This window comes from Sphingobacterium sp. UBA7253 (assembly GCF_002472745.1).
In the GTDB taxonomy this organism is placed as follows: Bacteria; Bacteroidota; Bacteroidia; order Sphingobacteriales; family Sphingobacteriaceae; genus Sphingobacterium; species Sphingobacterium siyangense.
On sequence record NZ_DKSP01000180.1, the window covers coordinates 45,604 to 62,387 of the forward strand.

Here is a 16,784-nt window from a genome sequence, read left to right on the forward strand (position 1 = left end):
TCTGCCGCTCATTAAAAATCAATTATTAGCAACAGGAGTTGTGCAAGAAGTCGGTGTCAGTGACATGAGTATCCTCAATATCAACTCCAATACGTCCGGTTTTAGCTGGGAGGGAAAAGATCCAAATGCCAGTATTTTGATTGGTATGTTACGTTCTGATGAGGGCCTTATTCCAGCTTTAGACTTAAAGCTTTTTGACGGTAGAAACTTTCATCAAAATTTTGTAGGCGACAGCACATCGGTTGTCATCAACGAAGCATTTGCAAAACTGATCAAAAAAGATGGCCTTGTGGCCGGTAACATCATCAGCTACGGTGAGGAAAAGTTTACTATCGCCGGTGTCGTCAAGAACTTCGTTTATAACAATGTGTATGCCGATCCTGAGCCGATGCTGTTTCTACCAATGAATAGAGATAATGGGATCATGACCATTAAGACAAAGGCTGGAGTAGATTTACCAGATGCCATTCAACAAATCGAGAAGGTCATCGTCAAAAATAACCCAGGCTTCCCTTTTGACTATAAATTTTTAGATGATAGTTTCAATAATAAGTTTAAAGCGGAGCTTTTTGTACAGCAACTATCCAGTGTATTTGCACTGATGTCTATCATTATATCCTGCTTAGGTCTATTTGGTTTAGCCGCCTTTGCAACAGAGCAACGCGCAAAAGAGATCAGCATTCGTAAAGTCTTGGGCGCCTCTGTTTCGGGACTTATCCAAATGCTCAACCGTGAATTTGTCATTCTTGTAGCAATATCATGTATCATTGCCTTTCCTATTGCATGGATGATCATGAGCAAATGGCTAACTAATTATGCACATCATATCGATATTTCCTGGACCATTTTTATCATCAGTGGTCTGACAGCTATTATCATTGCCCTATTGACCATCAGTTCACAGGCATTTAAAGCAGCGATAGCCAATCCGACAAAGACTTTAAGAGATCAATAAACACTAAAAAAGAATTTAATAACAGAAATAGTAACTGTCCAAAGCAATTTCGCCAAGGATACAAAACATAAAAACCATGAGCACAAAAAATATGATCAAAATCACAAATCTTCAAAAGTATTACCGCACAGAAGAAGTTGAAACCGTCGCATTAAACAACCTCAATATCCATGTCAAAGAGGGAGAGTTTGTTGCTGTAATGGGGCCTTCGGGCTGTGGGAAATCGACTTTACTCAATATCATTGGTCTATTGGATGATTTGGATGAAGGAAGCTATCTATTCAACGAGATTGAAGTTGCCAAATTCAAAGAACGCGGTCGCTCAGATCTTCGCAAACATAACATTGGTTTTGTGTTCCAGAGCTTCAATTTGATCGATGAGCTGACCGTATTTGAAAACGTGGAACTTCCACTGGTTTATACCAATGTTCCAGCAGCAGAACGCAAAAAACGTGTAGAAGAAGTTTTGGAAAAAGTGCAGATCATGCACCGTCGCAATCACTTCCCACAACAGCTTTCCGGAGGTCAACAGCAACGTGTGGCTGTCGCTCGTGCGGTTGTCAATAATCCCAAACTGATCCTTGCCGATGAGCCTACAGGTAACCTCGATTCCAATAACGGTAACGAAGTTATGCAACTCCTGACTGAATTGAACGAGGCCGGCACAACCATCGTCATGGTAACACACAGTGAGCACGATGCAAAATTCTCTGATCGTGTAATCCGCATGCTAGACGGACAAGTGATTATGGAAACAACTTCGGTATAAGACAACTCATATATAACCAAGATATTAATCCTAATAACCTATAGATGATGAGCACGATTAAATTAATTTTCAGACAATTATGGCGCAACCGTCTTTTCACATTTTTAAATGTATTTGGGCTTGCCATCGGAATAAGTGCCTGTTGGCTAATTTTCCGTATCGTCAATTATGAATTTAGTTTTGACCAGCATCATCCGGAAAGTGAGCAGATTTACAAGGTCCATACCTCCTATGAGGAAAAGGATAAATTAGATCATTTCGATGGTGTTCCCGCACCATTACCGGCATATATCAAGGATAACTTTGTCAATGTTGAACTGACAGTACCCATCTTTAAACAATACTTCGAGCGTGTCAGTAATAATGGCGGCGCGCAGAAAATAGAGTTTGAAGATCAGCCCGAAATCATCGGTACCACGGGAGACTATTTCAAAATGACACCTTATGTTTGGTTAGCTGGCGACCAAAGGAATATACTAAAAAATAGCCATGAAGTCATCCTGACAGAATCGCGGGCTAAATTGTATTTCCCAAACACGTCAATAGACCAAATCATAGGACAGACCTTATCCTATGATAGTACATTATACAATGTCGCCGGTATTGTAAAAGATCTAGCTCATCCAAGCAGCTTTTTGGGTAAAGAATTTATCCGGATTCCAGAACAGGAATGGAATAGCACAAACTGGAACAATTCAAATTCCAATTGGCAGCTCTTTATTAAGGTAAAATCATCGGCTTCCCTTCCTAACCTCATAAAGACAGCCGACAAAAAGGCGTATGAGATGACACATGCTGAATTTGACAAGTTTGGATTTAAAATGCATGTAAATACAGTTCCTTTAAAAGACTTACATTTTACTTCTTATGCGCAAAATAATGTTGATCAGAAAATAATGTACGGTCTTATCGGCATAGGTATATTTTTGCTCTTACTCGCCTGTGTCAATTACATCAATCTCGCTACAGCCCAAATCCCACAACGCGCCAAGGAAATTGGTATCAGAAAGACATTGGGAGAAAGCCAGAAAAGAATTACAAAATCCTTTCTGCTAGAAACATTTTGCATTACGGCTTTTTCGGTGCTTTTATCTTGGCCTTTACTTATTCTCATTCAAACAGTTTTAGCCGCATATATTCCCGATCAGCTCAAGCTATATCCAGATCCCTGGGGTGTATCGCTATTTTTAGCAACACTTACAATTACGATTACTTTAATTTCCTCAGGTTATCCGATTTTATTGACAAACAAAGTCAAGATTGTTGAAGTCATTAAAATCTCGAATGCGCAAACGCTCAAATTTGGCAATCTTTCTTTTCGAAAAATGCTCATTGTTTTTCAATTTTTGATTGCCCAGCTATTTGTTATTTCAACTTGCATCATTGGTCTACAATTGAAACATGCACTACAGAATAACTACGGCTTTGATAAGGATGCGATCATTACCCTACGTTTTCCGAGTAAAAGCTATCAGGACAGTAATGTTGATCCTTTTGTTTTCAAACAAGCGATTAAGCACATCGCAGGTGTTGAGCAGGCTTCCTTGGGGCATCTGCCCATGAGTAACGACCATTGGGGAAATGCCTTGTTTGCCAAAAGTGATACGGGACAGTTACAAGCCGATGTACAAATGAAATTTGTCGACCAAGATAACTTTAAGCTCTATAATTTTAAAATGCTTGCTGGCCGCCCGCTGCAATTGGCCGATACGAGCACAGGCATCGTGTTAAACTTAGCCAGCGTTCAAAAATTAGGTTTTAAATCTGCTGAAAACGCTGTAGGGAGCTTTGTTACGTATACCGACAAACAGCGCCAGATTGTGGGGGTAACCGACAATTTTCACACAAAAAATCTCCATGCAGCCATTCAGCCTGTCGTTATGCTAAGTTCCGTTAAAAAATGGGAATTAAACAGACTAAGTGTCAAACTCAATAATAATTCAGCTACCTGGCCCGAAACATTAAAGCAGATTGAAAAAGAGTGGCAAAAATATTATCCAAAAGCGCCATTCAAATATGATTTCTATGATCAGCAAATCAAAGAACTCTATAGCAGTGATCTAAAATTCTCGAAGATCATCAATCTATTTACATCAACGACAATTCTCATCAGCTGCCTGGGATTGATCGGACTGGTTACCATCACGACGGTACAGCGTACAAAAGAAATTGGTATTCGAAAAGTGTTGGGAAGTACGGTACTGGGGATTATTGGATTATTATCAAAAGATTATATCAAACTTATACTCATTTCTATTTTGATCGCTACCCCAATTGCTTGGTGGACGATGCACAAATGGTTGGATGATTTTGCTTATAAGATAGATCTATCCTGGTGGATGTTTATCATTCCAGCTGTAGCAACCCTACTCATTGCATTTTTTACAATGAGCTACCAATCCATAAAAGCAGCGCGTGCAAACCCAGTAAATAGTTTAAGAGATGAATAAAATAGTCAAGAAGCTCAATAGTGATCAAGGAGAATGATGGGAATCAGTCATGATCCCATCACAATCCTTGTTTTGAATAAAGCGCTACAAGGAGTGACAAAAAAACAAAGTTAATCAAAGAAAGCCTATCACCATGATAAAGAACTATTTAATAACCGCAATTAGAGAATTAAGGAAACGGAAATTCTATACCGCGATCAATATATTAGGTCTGTCGGTCAGCCTTACTGCCTCCATATTAATTATTTTCTGGGTACAGGACGAAAAGAGCTTTGATAAATTCCACCCAGATTTTGAACAGATTTACAAAGTCAATTCTCATTTGGATCCCGAGCACAACGGTTCGATATGGGGGACATCTCCCGGGCCTATAGGAAACTATGCACAAAATGTACCGGAGGTAGATTACGCAACGCGTGTTTCACAGGATTACAATACCACGTTGGTCAATGACAAACTGAAACGTCCGGTAACTGATATGAACATCTATTATGTAGATGGTAATTTTTTCAAGATGTTTCATTTCCCCTTGAAAGAGGGCTCGCTTGCAGGTTTTCAGGAAAATTATAAACAGGCACTTATCACCCCATCAACTGCTGAAAAACTTTTTAGTACGCAAAAAGCCATTGGAAAAACTTTCCGTTATCAGAAAGATCTCTTCACCGTAGCAGGTATCCTAAACGATGTTCCACAAAACTCCTCCATGCAATTCGATGTCGTTATCCCACTGGGGTATCATGCACAGCGGTTTACAAACTGGGGCGGCAACGGTAAATGGAAAACAATAGATGAAGATATGGGCAACTATAGTTTTTCAACGTATATTAAAGTCAAACCTCATGCTTCTGCAGCACTTATCGGAAAATCGGTCACAGACACTTATACCAAAGCCCGCGACGGTGAAAACTCGACTATATTTGTTTTAGATCCACTCAAAACCATGCATTTAATCGCTCCTGACGGAAATAAATCGACACTTCGCATGGTTCAGATTTTTGGGATCATTGCGATATTGCTCCTAGTGATCGGTGCGGTAAATTATGTCAATCTAAGTACTGCAAGAGCATTGGATCGGGCGAAAGATGTTGGTATCCGTAAAATAATCGGCGCCAACCGTCTCCATTTATTCCTACAATTTATCACCGAAACTGTTGTTGTATTTCTTTGTTCACTACTGATCGCTTTCATCCTTATCGTGATCCTTCATACCGGATATAATCAGATCGCACAAAAATCAATCAGTCTAAATTTCCATAACACGACGATATGGCTGTATATTGGGGCAGCAATTATAGGCACATTGGGACTGTCCAGTATATATCCTGCGATACAGCTTTCCTCGTTCAATCCCATTCATTCGTTAAAAGGAAAATCAATAAAAGGTGTTTCCTCGAATACCATGCGTAAAATATTGGTGGTTTTCCAGTTTACACTCTCCGTAACGCTAATTGTATGTACGCTGATTATTAAAAAGCAATTGGACTTTATCCAAAAGATCAATTTGGGGTATGATAGAGATCATGTATTAACACTTGGTCTTCCTGAGGAGGCTTACAAACATATGGACGCGATACGTGCTGAACTAAAAAGCAATGAGGCGATACAAGGGGTTTCCCTATCAAGTTTATACAACATGACCGATTTTGGAAATGCCACGGGCGATATCGATTGGCCCGGCAAGTCCAAAGACAACAAACTCATTGTTGCTCAAGCGACCATCGATAAGGATTTTATTCCTTTGATGAACATGCAATTCCTCGAAGGAAAAAACTTTAGCGGAATGCCGGTTGATTCGTCCGGCTATATCATCAACGAGACTTTGGCGAAACAGATGGGATTAAAACCGCCGTACGTGGGATCCAATATGAGTTTCCACGATTTCCCTGGACAAATTATCGGTGTTGTGAAAGACTTCCACTTCAAATCCATCAAAGATAAAATAGGCCCAATGGTCTTCTGGACGCGCTGGGGATCGGGCACACTTTATGTTAAAACGAGTACGACAAAAGCCCCTGAGGCCATTAAAGTTTTAGAAAAGATCTATAACCGCTATCCATCAGACGCCCCTTTCAAATATACTTTCATTGATCAGCAATTTGATAGTCTATATAAATCCGAGCAGCGCACAGGTTTGTTGTTCAATATTTTCGCTGGCATCGCCATTTTTATATCTGCTTTAGGTCTGTTTGCGTTGGCAACTCACGAAGCGCAAATGCGTGTAAAGGAAATCGGTATCCGTAAAGTTCTTGGCGCTAGCACCTTTGGAGTCGTCCGTCTATTGGGGAAAAATTTCGTGATACTCGTCTCCATTTCCATTCTGATTGCCTGCCCTATTGCAGTTTACCTGATGAAACAATGGTTAAGCAATTTTGCCTATAAAACAGATCTAGAGGTGCAAACATTTGTCTTCGGTGGTATCTTGGCCTTGCTGATCGCCATTTTCACCGTCAGCTATCAGGCTGTTCGGGCAGCTTTATCCAATCCCGTAGATAGTTTAAGAGACGAATAATAAGAAAAATACAGTAAAAGTGGATTAAACATATTGATACACTAAAACTAAAGAATAAAGCGATGATCAAGAACTATATAAAAATAGCCTGGCGCAATATCTCCAAAAATAAAGGGTATTCAACCATAAACATAATTGGCTTGGCAATAGGATTAGCCTGTTGCCTATTGATAGCAATTTATGTGCAAAATGAATTGTCATACGACAAATATCATGTGAATAAAGATCGAATTTACCGCATCGTCCATGACTATAAAGATGTAAGCAGCACAGAACAGCATCAAATCTGGGGCAATGGTCCAATCGGTGAAGCCATCAAAGCCGATTTTCCTGAAATCGAAAAGGTCGTTCAATTTTCAGGGCAAACGTCTATCCTGCTCAAACAAGGCGATAAAAGATTCCAGGAGGAAAATGTATTTTTCATGGACTCTACTGCATTTGATGTCTTTAGTTGGAAGGTTTTAGCCGGCGACCCGCATACAGCCTTAAAGAATGCCTATTCTGTCGTATTAACAGAAAGTACCGCTAAGAAATATTTCGGAGATCAAAATCCCATTGGCAAGACGCTTGAGGGAGGTTTAGCTGCTGGTCGTGCCGATGCAGGTCTATATACTGTAACGGCAGTAATGGCCGATGTCCCCCCTAATTCACACTTTACGTTCGATGCATTGCTCTCGATGAGTACATTCCGAAAAGCACGGCCGGACGTATTTAATAAAGAAGGCTGGGATTATGTAGACTTCTACACGTACTTTCTCGCTTCAAAAGACTTTGATCCTGTAAAGTTCGACCAGAAAATACCGAAGTTTCTCAAGCGGCAACTCCCAACAAATGAAAACCCAAATGCAAAATACAATTTCCATATCGAGCCACTTCTGCAAGCTTACATGCACTCGTCTGCGGATCGTCAACCCGGTACCAATGGAAGCTATCAGAATTTATACATATTCAGCATTATTGGCGGATTCATCTTACTGATCGCCTGTGTGAACTTTATGAATCTGGCTACATCAAGGTCAATGGAAAGAGCAAAGGAAGTCGGCGTACGAAAAACCATAGGAGCAAGCAAAAGCAATCTGATCTTTCAGTTTATGTCTGAATCATTGGTTCTTGTATTCGTCAGTAGTATTTTGGCGATACTGCTCGTTATGGCCTTTCTCCCCTTTTTGGAAGCATTCTCGGGCAAACACCTCAATTATTCGTCCCTGAAAAATGGGACGACCTGGGCAATATTCCTATTCACCACCATTTTTACGGGACTTCTTGCTGCCAGCTATCCCGCGTTGATTCTAGCAAATTTCAAACCGATTGCAGTACTTAAAGGAAGTTATAGCAACAGCAAAGGGGGTACATTATTACGTCGCGTATTAGTTGTTTTCCAATTTTGCCTTTCTATTGCGCTCATTGCAGGTACAGTCGTCGTCTTTTCTCAACTAGATCAATTACAGCACCGAGATCTTGGATTTCAAAAAGATCAACGGCTTGTGATAGATTATAATTTCGATGATAAGGTAAACAATAACCTGGAAGCGATAAAATCTACACTAGCAAAAGATAAAGATGTTTTGTCTGTCACGGCATCACGTACGGTACCGGGAACATTTTTTCCAAATGCAGGAACAGAAATCATGTCAGCAAACGGAACAATGAGTCAATTTGCTCCTTTCTTATATGAAGTCGATGTTGACTTTATTCCTAATATTGGTCTGCAAATGGCCGCAGGGCGTGCCTATTCCAGAGATTTCCCAGCAGATACGGCCCATTCACTTGTTATCAATGAATCTGCCGCAAAACAATGGGGCTATTCAAATCCACAAGATATTATTGGCAAACAATTTCGTCAATGGGGAAGAGAAGGAACGGTTATCGGTGTGGTGAAAGATTTCAATTACCTTTCTTTACACCGTAAGATTGAGCCTTTAGCTTTGCGACTTGAACCAAGCAGCAGCCGCTATTTAACCTTAAATATCCAACATGTAAACCAGCCTGAGACCGTTGCCAGAATCGGCAAGCTGTGGAATGAACTTGTACCAAACCGTCCATTTTTATATAGCTTTCTCGACGACAATTTCAATCGACAATATGAAGCGGATTTTAATTTTAGAAGACTTTTTACAGCCTTCTCCGGCCTGGCACTTTTTATTGCCTGTTTAGGTTTATTGGGACTTGTTACGTATACAGCCCAACAGCGGACCAAAGAAATCGGCGTACGGAAAGTTCTCGGTGCATCCATCTATAATTTAATCCTCCTGCTCTCTTCCGACTTCATCAAGTTATTGGCTGTAGCGCTTCTCATCGCGACACCACTATCTTGGATGGCGATGAAAAAATGGCTTGACAATTTTGCGTATCACATTGAACCACAATGGTGGATGTTTGTCTTTGCTGGTTTTGCTACAATCATTATCGCATTAGTAACGGTGAGTTTTCAAACACTCAAGGCTGCCAAGGCAAATCCTGTAGATAGTTTAAGAGACGAATAACAATATAATTTAATCCCATCACGATACTCCAGCTATGAACAACCTCCTATTAAAATCGGCAATTCGACAACTTTGGAAGAATAAACTATTCTCCCTATTAAATATTATTGGACTAGCCATCGGCATTACGTCATGTTGGGTCATATTTAAGATTGTCAATTATGAGTATAGTTTTGAAACTGGAGTTCCTCAGCTTGATCGAACCTATCGGATCATTTCTCAGTTTAAAAATGATGGTAAGGATAATTACAATGGGGGATTGGCCAAGCCGTTTTATCAGGCCATTCGAAAAGAAATTCCGGGCGTGGAACTGGTCGCTCCAGCATTCAGAAATTATCAAATGGAATCTGTCACAATCAACAAGGGACAAAAAAATCAAAAACTTGTCGAGGACTTTGATGAGGCTGAAGGCAATGTGACGGAGACTACCAGCGACTACTTCAAGCTCGTTGGCTACAAATGGTTAGCAGGTTCACCTGAGAAAGCATTTTCAACTGCCAACGACATCGTATTGACAAAAAAAAGGGCAGCCATTTATTTCCCAAACCAGGCTGCCCAGGGCTTAATCGGCAAAACCATCTTTTATAACGACAGTATACCCAAAACAGTAACTGGTATTATTGATGACCTTGGCTTCAACACGGAGTTCAATGGCACAGAATTCGTCTTGCTTAAAGAAGAAGTCTACCCACTGAATGTCTGGACGAATACCAATGGTACTGACAGACTTTATATCCGATTAAAAGATGGTGTAAAAGACCTTCCAATCCAGGCAACTATCAATAAAATCGGACAAAAAAAATGGCAGGAATTCAGCCAGGAAAAAAAACCTAAGTTTGACTACAACCGTAAGGTCGTGGTCATGCCACTAAAAGATTCCCATTTTGCAGTCCACATAAAAGAATGGTACGCCGAAAGAACAAGCAAAACCGTTATATATGGATTAATTGCCGTAGCTGCCTTTCTGATGCTTTTGGCCTGTATCAACTATATCAATCTTAGTACGGCACAAATCCCAGCGCGGAGTAAAGATATTGGTGTCCGTAAAACATTGGGAAGTAGTCAGGGAAAATTGGTTAGCCAAATTATTTTTGAATCGCTTTTAACCATTGCCATTGCACTTGTTTGTTCGGTCTTTCTGACGAAACTGGCCTTTTTCTATTTTCAGGAAATGATTCCGGAGAAAGTAAAGGATTTTACAAGTTCGACGACATCAATGCTGTTTATCGCAGTTTTACTGACCGTAACGACTTTAATTTCCTCGGCATATCCTTCTTGGTTAATTAAAAAGGTACAGCCTGTCAATTTATTTCGGGCTGGCAAGCAGTTTCAAATCGGAAAAACACAAATCAACCTTCGGAAAACGTTGATTGTATTCCAATTCTTTATTGCTCAATTCTTTACGGTTTCAGCACTCATTATCGGCCAGCAACTCTCCTATACCCTCAACAAAGATATGGGATTCGACAAAGATGCTGTTGTTACTTTCGATCTACCTTCCAAGCTCATCAACAAATTTTATGAGGAAAAACTGGATCAAAGTAAGAAACAAACACTCCTACATGAGATCCAAAAAATAAAAGGTGTTTCGGCAGCGTCAATCGGTAGCAAGCCCCTATCAAATAATTATTCATCATCTTGGTTTCATCGACAAGACCCTACACTAAAAGAAAAAATTTCATCCGATATTTTCTTTAAAAATGCAGATCCGAATTATATAGCTGTATATGACATGAAGCTAATCGCGGGAAATAACCTACCACAATCAGATACTGTCAATGCCTATATTATCAATGAATCTGCAGTAAAAGCTTTTGGTTTCAAATCCCCACAAGATGCCATAGGAAAATCTATCGGTCAGGAAGACAGTATGTTTCCGATAGTCGGTGTTATTAAAGACTTCCATGCCCAGGAATTCTATAAAGAGATCACACCTTTGGCTTTGCGCAGTTTTAGTCGCGGTGCTTATACCTTCAATATAAAACTATCGGGAAACAGCAAAGAATGGAAAACCAGTATCCAAGCGATCAATAAAGTATATACACAGTTTTTTCCGGAACTCCCGATAGAAATAAAATTCTACGATGAAACGATCGCTTCTCTTTATCAAAAAGAGCAAAATCTGGCCAAATTAATTAACGTGAGTACAATTGTTGCTGTTTTAATCGGTTGTTTGGGTCTCTTTGGGCTGATTACCCTTGCGGCTTTCCAACGCAGCAAAGAGATCGGTATCCGTAAAGTTTTGGGTGCGAGTATTCCAAGTATCTTTCATTTATTAGCAAAGAACTTCGTACAACTCATTTTAATCAGCATCCTAATTGCCGCACCATTGACCTGGTGGACGTGTAGCAAATGGCTGGAAGATTTTTACTACCGCATCGACCTTACGGCAACACCTTTTATCTTAGGCGCTGGGCTTGCACTATTTGCGGCAGTACTGACCATTAGTTTTCAATCGATCAAGGCGGCTATCCAAAATCCTGTCAATAGCCTACGGGACGAATAGCGACACGAGTATATCAAATTGGAGGATTAACAAAAAACGAAATAACAATGATTGTAAATTCACTTAAAACAGCCTATCGTTTTTTTAAAAAACATAAGTTGATCACGTTTATCAATATCACGAGTCTTGCGATTGGTATTACCGCGACGCTGGTTATTTTCCTGATGATCCAATACGACTACAGTTTTGACAAACATGTTCCCAACCAACAACAGGTCTATCGTGTTGTCAATAACGGAGAGTTCAAAAATGCCGGCGTCTACGTACCGTTGGTACGCACCATGCAAGCAGAGTTACCCAACTTGGAGGCCGTAGCCCCGATTTATCGAAGCCATGTCCAAAAGCTGAAAGTTTCTCTGGCAACAGACAAATTCCAGACTTTCCCGAAAGAACAGAAGATGGTATTCACGAACAGTCAATATTTCGATATTTTCCCTTCAAAATGGTTGGCTGGAAGTGCTAAGGCTTTGAATTCATCCGGAAATATTATCCTTACAGAGAAAACATTAGAAAAGTTTTATGGAAAAGAACTGCCTGCAAATGTGATTGGCAAAACCATCATCTATGCAGATAGTATCCCACTTCAGGTCGCCGGTGTAATTGAAAATCCGCAGCATAATTCGGATTTCAATTTTGAAAGCTTCATCGCTGAGTCGACGATCCCTCAGGATAACAATTTAAAAAACATGTATACATGGGAAGCTTGGAATAGCATATCGGATTCACATCAGGTGCTCATCAAAACAAAAGCACAAAGTAACCCTCTTTTAATAGAGCGTAATATCGCGAATCTCCTGAAGAAATATAAATACAAAGAAGGAGAGAAAATTAACGATAAGCTTGAATTACAAGCATTGGCGGATGTACATTTTGATACAAGATTTAATTATGACGCCCCCCATCCGGAAGCACTACGCAACCTTATTTTACTTGCAATCTTCCTCTTAGCCCTGGGGGCCGTAAATTTTATCAATCTATCCACGGCTCAGTCTATTGAAAGAGCCAAAGAAGTGGGCATTCGTAAGACGTTGGGTAGTTCTAAAACTACATTGATCAAACAGTTTTTGATCGAAACTTTTCTGATAACTTTGACCGCAACAGTACTTGCGGTCTTATTATTGCCATTGTTCTTACATGTCTTTGAAGGATTTATTCCGAAAAACCTAAGCATGGAAGGCCTGGACAAAACCGTTATTGTTTTCTTTCTATTTGGACAATTGGTCTTAGTAACCTTACTAGCCGGATTTTACCCTGCCTGGGTACTGACAGGATATGCGCCGGTGCTAGCGCTCAAAAACCAGCTTGGAAAAAACACGAATCTTTCCCGAAGCGCATGGATACGCAAAGCACTGACTATTTTCCAATTTGTATTAGCTCAGGCTTTTCTAATTTGTGTACTGGTTGTTGTCCGGCAAATCAATTACGTCTCCCATCGAGACATGGGTTTTCAAAAGGACGCTATTGTTAATGTCTACATTCCGGGAGCTTTCCAAAATTCGGCAAAAGGTGTAGTCCTTAAAAATGAGCTCAAAAAGCTAACGGATATTAAGGCAATCAGTTTCGGGAACATTGCACCCGCGATGAACGGCTGGATGACTACCGCAATCTCTTACGATCAATCGCCGGACAAGGAATCCTTGACTTTTGATAGCCGCTCTGGTGATGAAAACTATTTAGATGTTTATCAGATTCCACTTTTAGCGGGAAGAAATATCCGTTTATTGGATTCAACAAGTGAAATGTTGATCAATAGAAAAGGACTTGAACTACTGCATATCAAAAACCCGCAGGATGCCATTGGTAAAACCTTCGAAAATGGACAGAACATCATCGTTGGTGTAATGGAGGATTTTGATTTGTCTTCAGCGCGACAAGGGGTTAAACCAGTTCTTTATACAGGCAGTAAAGAAGGATATGTACTCCATATTGCCTTGGATCAATCGCATCCTGAAAACTGGAAAAACGCCATTGATAAAATAACATCAAGCTACAAATCGGTGTTCCCTGATGATGAATTGGACCTACGGTTTGTAGATGAGGTCATCCAGAACTTCTATACGCAAGAGAAGCAGCTGTCTAAGCTCCTTTCTTGGGCAGTAGGACTCTCTGTGCTAATTGCTGGATTAGGCTTATTTGGACTTGCCATATTTACGGCAAATCAGCGCACAAAGGAAATTGGAATTCGCAAAGTATTGGGGGCTTCTGTTTTCCAGATCACATTTTTACTGCTTCGGAATTTGCTATCACTGGTTGCAATAGCCTGTCTGGTAGCTTTTCCAATTGCTTATTATTTTATGCATAGCTGGCTGAACGACTTTGTTTACCGAACCACAATAAGTCCCTGGATTTTTGGGCTGTCAGCCGTAGGGTTGATTGCCTTTGCAAGTCTTGTACTATCAACCAAAAGTGTCTTTGCAGCAAAAGCAAACCCGATCAATAGTCTAAGGGATGAGTAAATCAGCGAGTAAAAGAGATAGGCTTATGTGTATTCATAACATGTATTAAGAACTTAAACCCCCATAACAATGATAAAGAACTTCATCAAAACCGCATGGCGAAGTATTTTTTCTAATAAATTCTACAGTGCCATTAATATTTTAGGATTAACAGCAGGAATGGTTGTGGGGATATTCCTATTGCTATGGATACAAGATGAGCTGTCCTTTGACCGATTCCATAAACATCAGCGCTCCATTTACAAAATTGGAATAGAAGGGGGAACGGGGATATCAAAACGAATCTTTGGATCCATCATTGCTCCCGTAGGAAATTTTGCAAAAAAGGAAATTCCTGAAGTCCAAGATGCAGTACGTATTTTCAAAATTGGAGATGCTGCACTTAAACATAAAGAGAAGAGATTTAACGAAAAGAATTTTGCGTTTGTAGACCCCAGTTATTTTACGGTTTTCGATTTTCCGCTACTACAGGGAAATTCAAAACAACCCTTCCCTGACAACAATTCCATTGTAATCACCCAGCGCACGGCACGTCGGTATTTCGGTGATGAAAATCCAATTGGAAAAACCGTAACATTAGGTATCGAGGACCTTTGTGTTGTATCAGGTGTCATTGCTGATTATCCTGAAAACTCTACTTTTCAATTTCAGGTTCTGCTTCCCATTTCGAGATTTAATGAGCAAGCCTACATCAAAAATAAAACGACCTATGATAATAAGACCTTTCTATCTTCCATGGATGAAGATTGGTCCAATTTTTCATTCGAAACCTATCTGCTGCTGAGGCCTGATGCAAATCTTGCTACAGTTTCAAAAAAGCTTCAGGCGATACACGAAAGGAACAAACCTGAGGATGCCCCTGTCCCCTACGTTACACAAGCACTCGCAAAGGTGCATCTCTACCAAATGGATGGGGGTGATGCAGGAATTGACAATGTTCGAGTTTTTATAGGTGTAGCGATTATGATTCTTGTAATAGCAAGTATTAACTATATCAATCTTTCTACTGCACGGTCGTTGTCGCGCGCCAAAGAAGTGGGGATACGTAAAGTTATCGGCGCAGGTAGAAAGGAACTTTTTTTCCAATTTATATTGGAAACAACCATACTATTTGTCATTGCATCAACATTGGCACTTGCCTTCGTATTTATTGGTCTCCCCCTATTTAATAATTTCTCAGGGAAGCAGATTTCGCTACAGCTCTTTAATCCTACGTTATGGATAAGCGTACTGATTATGCTTTTGGGAACACTAGTACTTACTAGTGTATACCCTGCCCTGCTTTTATCGAAGTTTGATCCAATTAAGGTATTGAAGGGCCGATTTACCATAAAAAATTCCAGTGCACGAAAAATACTGGTTGTCCTGCAATTCACTGTTTCTATAATTCTTATCACCTTAACAATTGTTATTGGCCGTCAATTGGATTTTATAAAACATCAAAATTTAGGCTACGAAAAGGATCATATTATTTCCGTTACTATGGCGCCAAAAATGTCCAAACATTTTGATGCTGTCAAAACCGAACTTCTAAAAAATAAGGATATTGATGATGTTATCCGTCTTGGCCGCGACATGGTTTATGGTGGTGCTTCAACTGGGGACAACGATTGGGAAGGAAAGCCAAGCAAATCCAATCTTTGGTTCAATATGACATATTCCGATCAATCGGCGCTCGACTTTTTTAAGATAAAACTTACGCAAGGTCGTAATTTCACAGGCTCCATAGCAGATTCAACCCATTTCATTATCAATGAATCGGCAGCGCGGGAAATGGGTTTAAAAGATCCGATTGGCGTACGTTTACGCATTCGAACAGTTCCGGGAACTATTATTGGGGTTGTAAAAGACTTTAATTATGCGAGCGCCAGACAAAAGATTGAGCCTATGGTCTTTCAATATAGCCCAAAAGATTGCTGGCAGCTATACCTTAAAACAACAACTTCTGGTACAAAATCCGCATTAAACTCCTTGCAACAGATCTGGAAAATTTATTATGATGATATGCCGATGAATTACAGCTTCCTGGACGAAAGCTATCAAAAGCAATATACGAATGAGCAGAAACAAGGCTCCTTATTCAATTTTTTTGCCCTGATTGCCATCGTCATCTCCTGCTTAGGACTCTTAGGACTATGCACCTACACCGCACAGGTTAGGACCAAAGAAATTGGTATCAGAAAGGTCCTTGGCGCAACGGTATTCGGTATTATACAATTATTAAACAAGGAATTTTTACTCTTAGTCATTTTAGCCAATGTCATCGCTGTACCAATCGCTGTATATTTCAGCACAAATTGGCTCGATGGTTTTGCTTTCAGAACGACTCTCCCATTTACCATATTTCTATATGCGGCGGGGATAACCATTGCTATTGCATTATTTACGGTGAGTTTCCAGTCCATCAAAGCGGCATACGCCAATCCTGTAAAAAGTTTGCACGATGAATAGTTTATATTTGAGAACCAAAACAACAGCATAAAATGATTCGATTATTCCTAAAAACAGCGCTGAGAAATTTGAAGCGCAGTCCCTTAAACACAACAATAAATATTTTGGGATTAGCATTGGGGTTTACTGTTGCCCTGATAAGTACATTATGGGTACTGAAACAATTTTCTTTTGATAAGCATTACAGCAATTATCAACATATTTA

General features: G+C 40.0%; 8 protein-coding genes. All 8 read left to right on the forward strand.

Translation table 11 applies throughout. The features are described 5' to 3' along the window. A partial coding sequence (locus B2X72_RS18305; protein ID WP_286850975.1) for an ABC transporter permease occupies positions 1-955 on the forward strand: 955 nt, incomplete at its 5' end. A 91-nt stretch (positions 956-1,046) separates the two neighbouring features. Continuing rightward, the gene (locus B2X72_RS18310) at positions 1,047-1,724 is read left to right on the forward strand and encodes an ABC transporter ATP-binding protein (protein WP_046672289.1); all 678 of its coding nucleotides are present in this window, start codon (positions 1,047-1,049) and stop codon (positions 1,722-1,724) included. Positions 1,725-1,768: 44 nt separating this feature from the next. Beyond that, the gene (locus B2X72_RS18315) at positions 1,769-4,174 is read left to right on the forward strand and encodes an ABC transporter permease (RefSeq protein ID WP_088160330.1); all 2,406 of its coding nucleotides are present in this window, start codon (positions 1,769-1,771) and stop codon (positions 4,172-4,174) included. 133 nt (positions 4,175-4,307) lie between these two features. After that, positions 4,308-6,683: an ABC transporter permease gene (locus tag B2X72_RS18320; protein ID WP_088160329.1), complete on the forward strand. Its 2,376-nt coding sequence runs from the start codon at positions 4,308-4,310 to the stop codon at positions 6,681-6,683. 62 nt (positions 6,684-6,745) lie between these two features. Beyond that, positions 6,746-9,166: an ABC transporter permease gene (locus tag B2X72_RS18325; protein WP_286850977.1), complete on the forward strand. Its 2,421-nt coding sequence runs from the start codon at positions 6,746-6,748 to the stop codon at positions 9,164-9,166. A 34-nt stretch (positions 9,167-9,200) separates the two neighbouring features. Beyond that, complete coding sequence (locus tag B2X72_RS18330) at positions 9,201-11,672, forward strand: ABC transporter permease (protein ID WP_286850979.1); 2,472 nt, start codon at positions 9,201-9,203, stop codon at positions 11,670-11,672. A gap of 47 nt (positions 11,673-11,719) precedes the next feature. Further along, a complete protein-coding gene (locus B2X72_RS18335; RefSeq protein WP_088160326.1) occupies positions 11,720-14,128 on the forward strand; it encodes an ABC transporter permease in 2,409 nt (802 codons plus the stop codon). Between the two features lie 69 nt (positions 14,129-14,197). Then, positions 14,198-16,579 carry an ABC transporter permease gene (locus B2X72_RS18340; RefSeq protein WP_088160325.1) on the forward strand — a complete coding sequence of 794 codons (2,382 nt, stop codon included), beginning with the start codon at positions 14,198-14,200 and terminating at the stop codon, positions 16,577-16,579. Positions 16,580-16,784: the final 205 nt, after the last annotated feature.

Coding starts and splice junctions, on each gene's coding strand:
- B2X72_RS18315 (WP_088160330.1), top strand. CDS start 1,769: ATGATGAGCACGATTAAATTAATTTTCAGACAATTATGGCGCAACCGT.
- B2X72_RS18330 (WP_286850979.1), top strand. CDS start 9,201: ATGAACAACCTCCTATTAAAATCGGCAATTCGACAACTTTGGAAGAAT.
- B2X72_RS18340 (WP_088160325.1), top strand. CDS start 14,198: ATGATAAAGAACTTCATCAAAACCGCATGGCGAAGTATTTTTTCTAAT.
- B2X72_RS18320 (WP_088160329.1), top strand. CDS start 4,308: ATGATAAAGAACTATTTAATAACCGCAATTAGAGAATTAAGGAAACGG.
- B2X72_RS18335 (WP_088160326.1), top strand. CDS start 11,720: ATGATTGTAAATTCACTTAAAACAGCCTATCGTTTTTTTAAAAAACAT.
- B2X72_RS18310 (WP_046672289.1), top strand. CDS start 1,047: ATGATCAAAATCACAAATCTTCAAAAGTATTACCGCACAGAAGAAGTT.
- B2X72_RS18325 (WP_286850977.1), top strand. CDS start 6,746: ATGATCAAGAACTATATAAAAATAGCCTGGCGCAATATCTCCAAAAAT.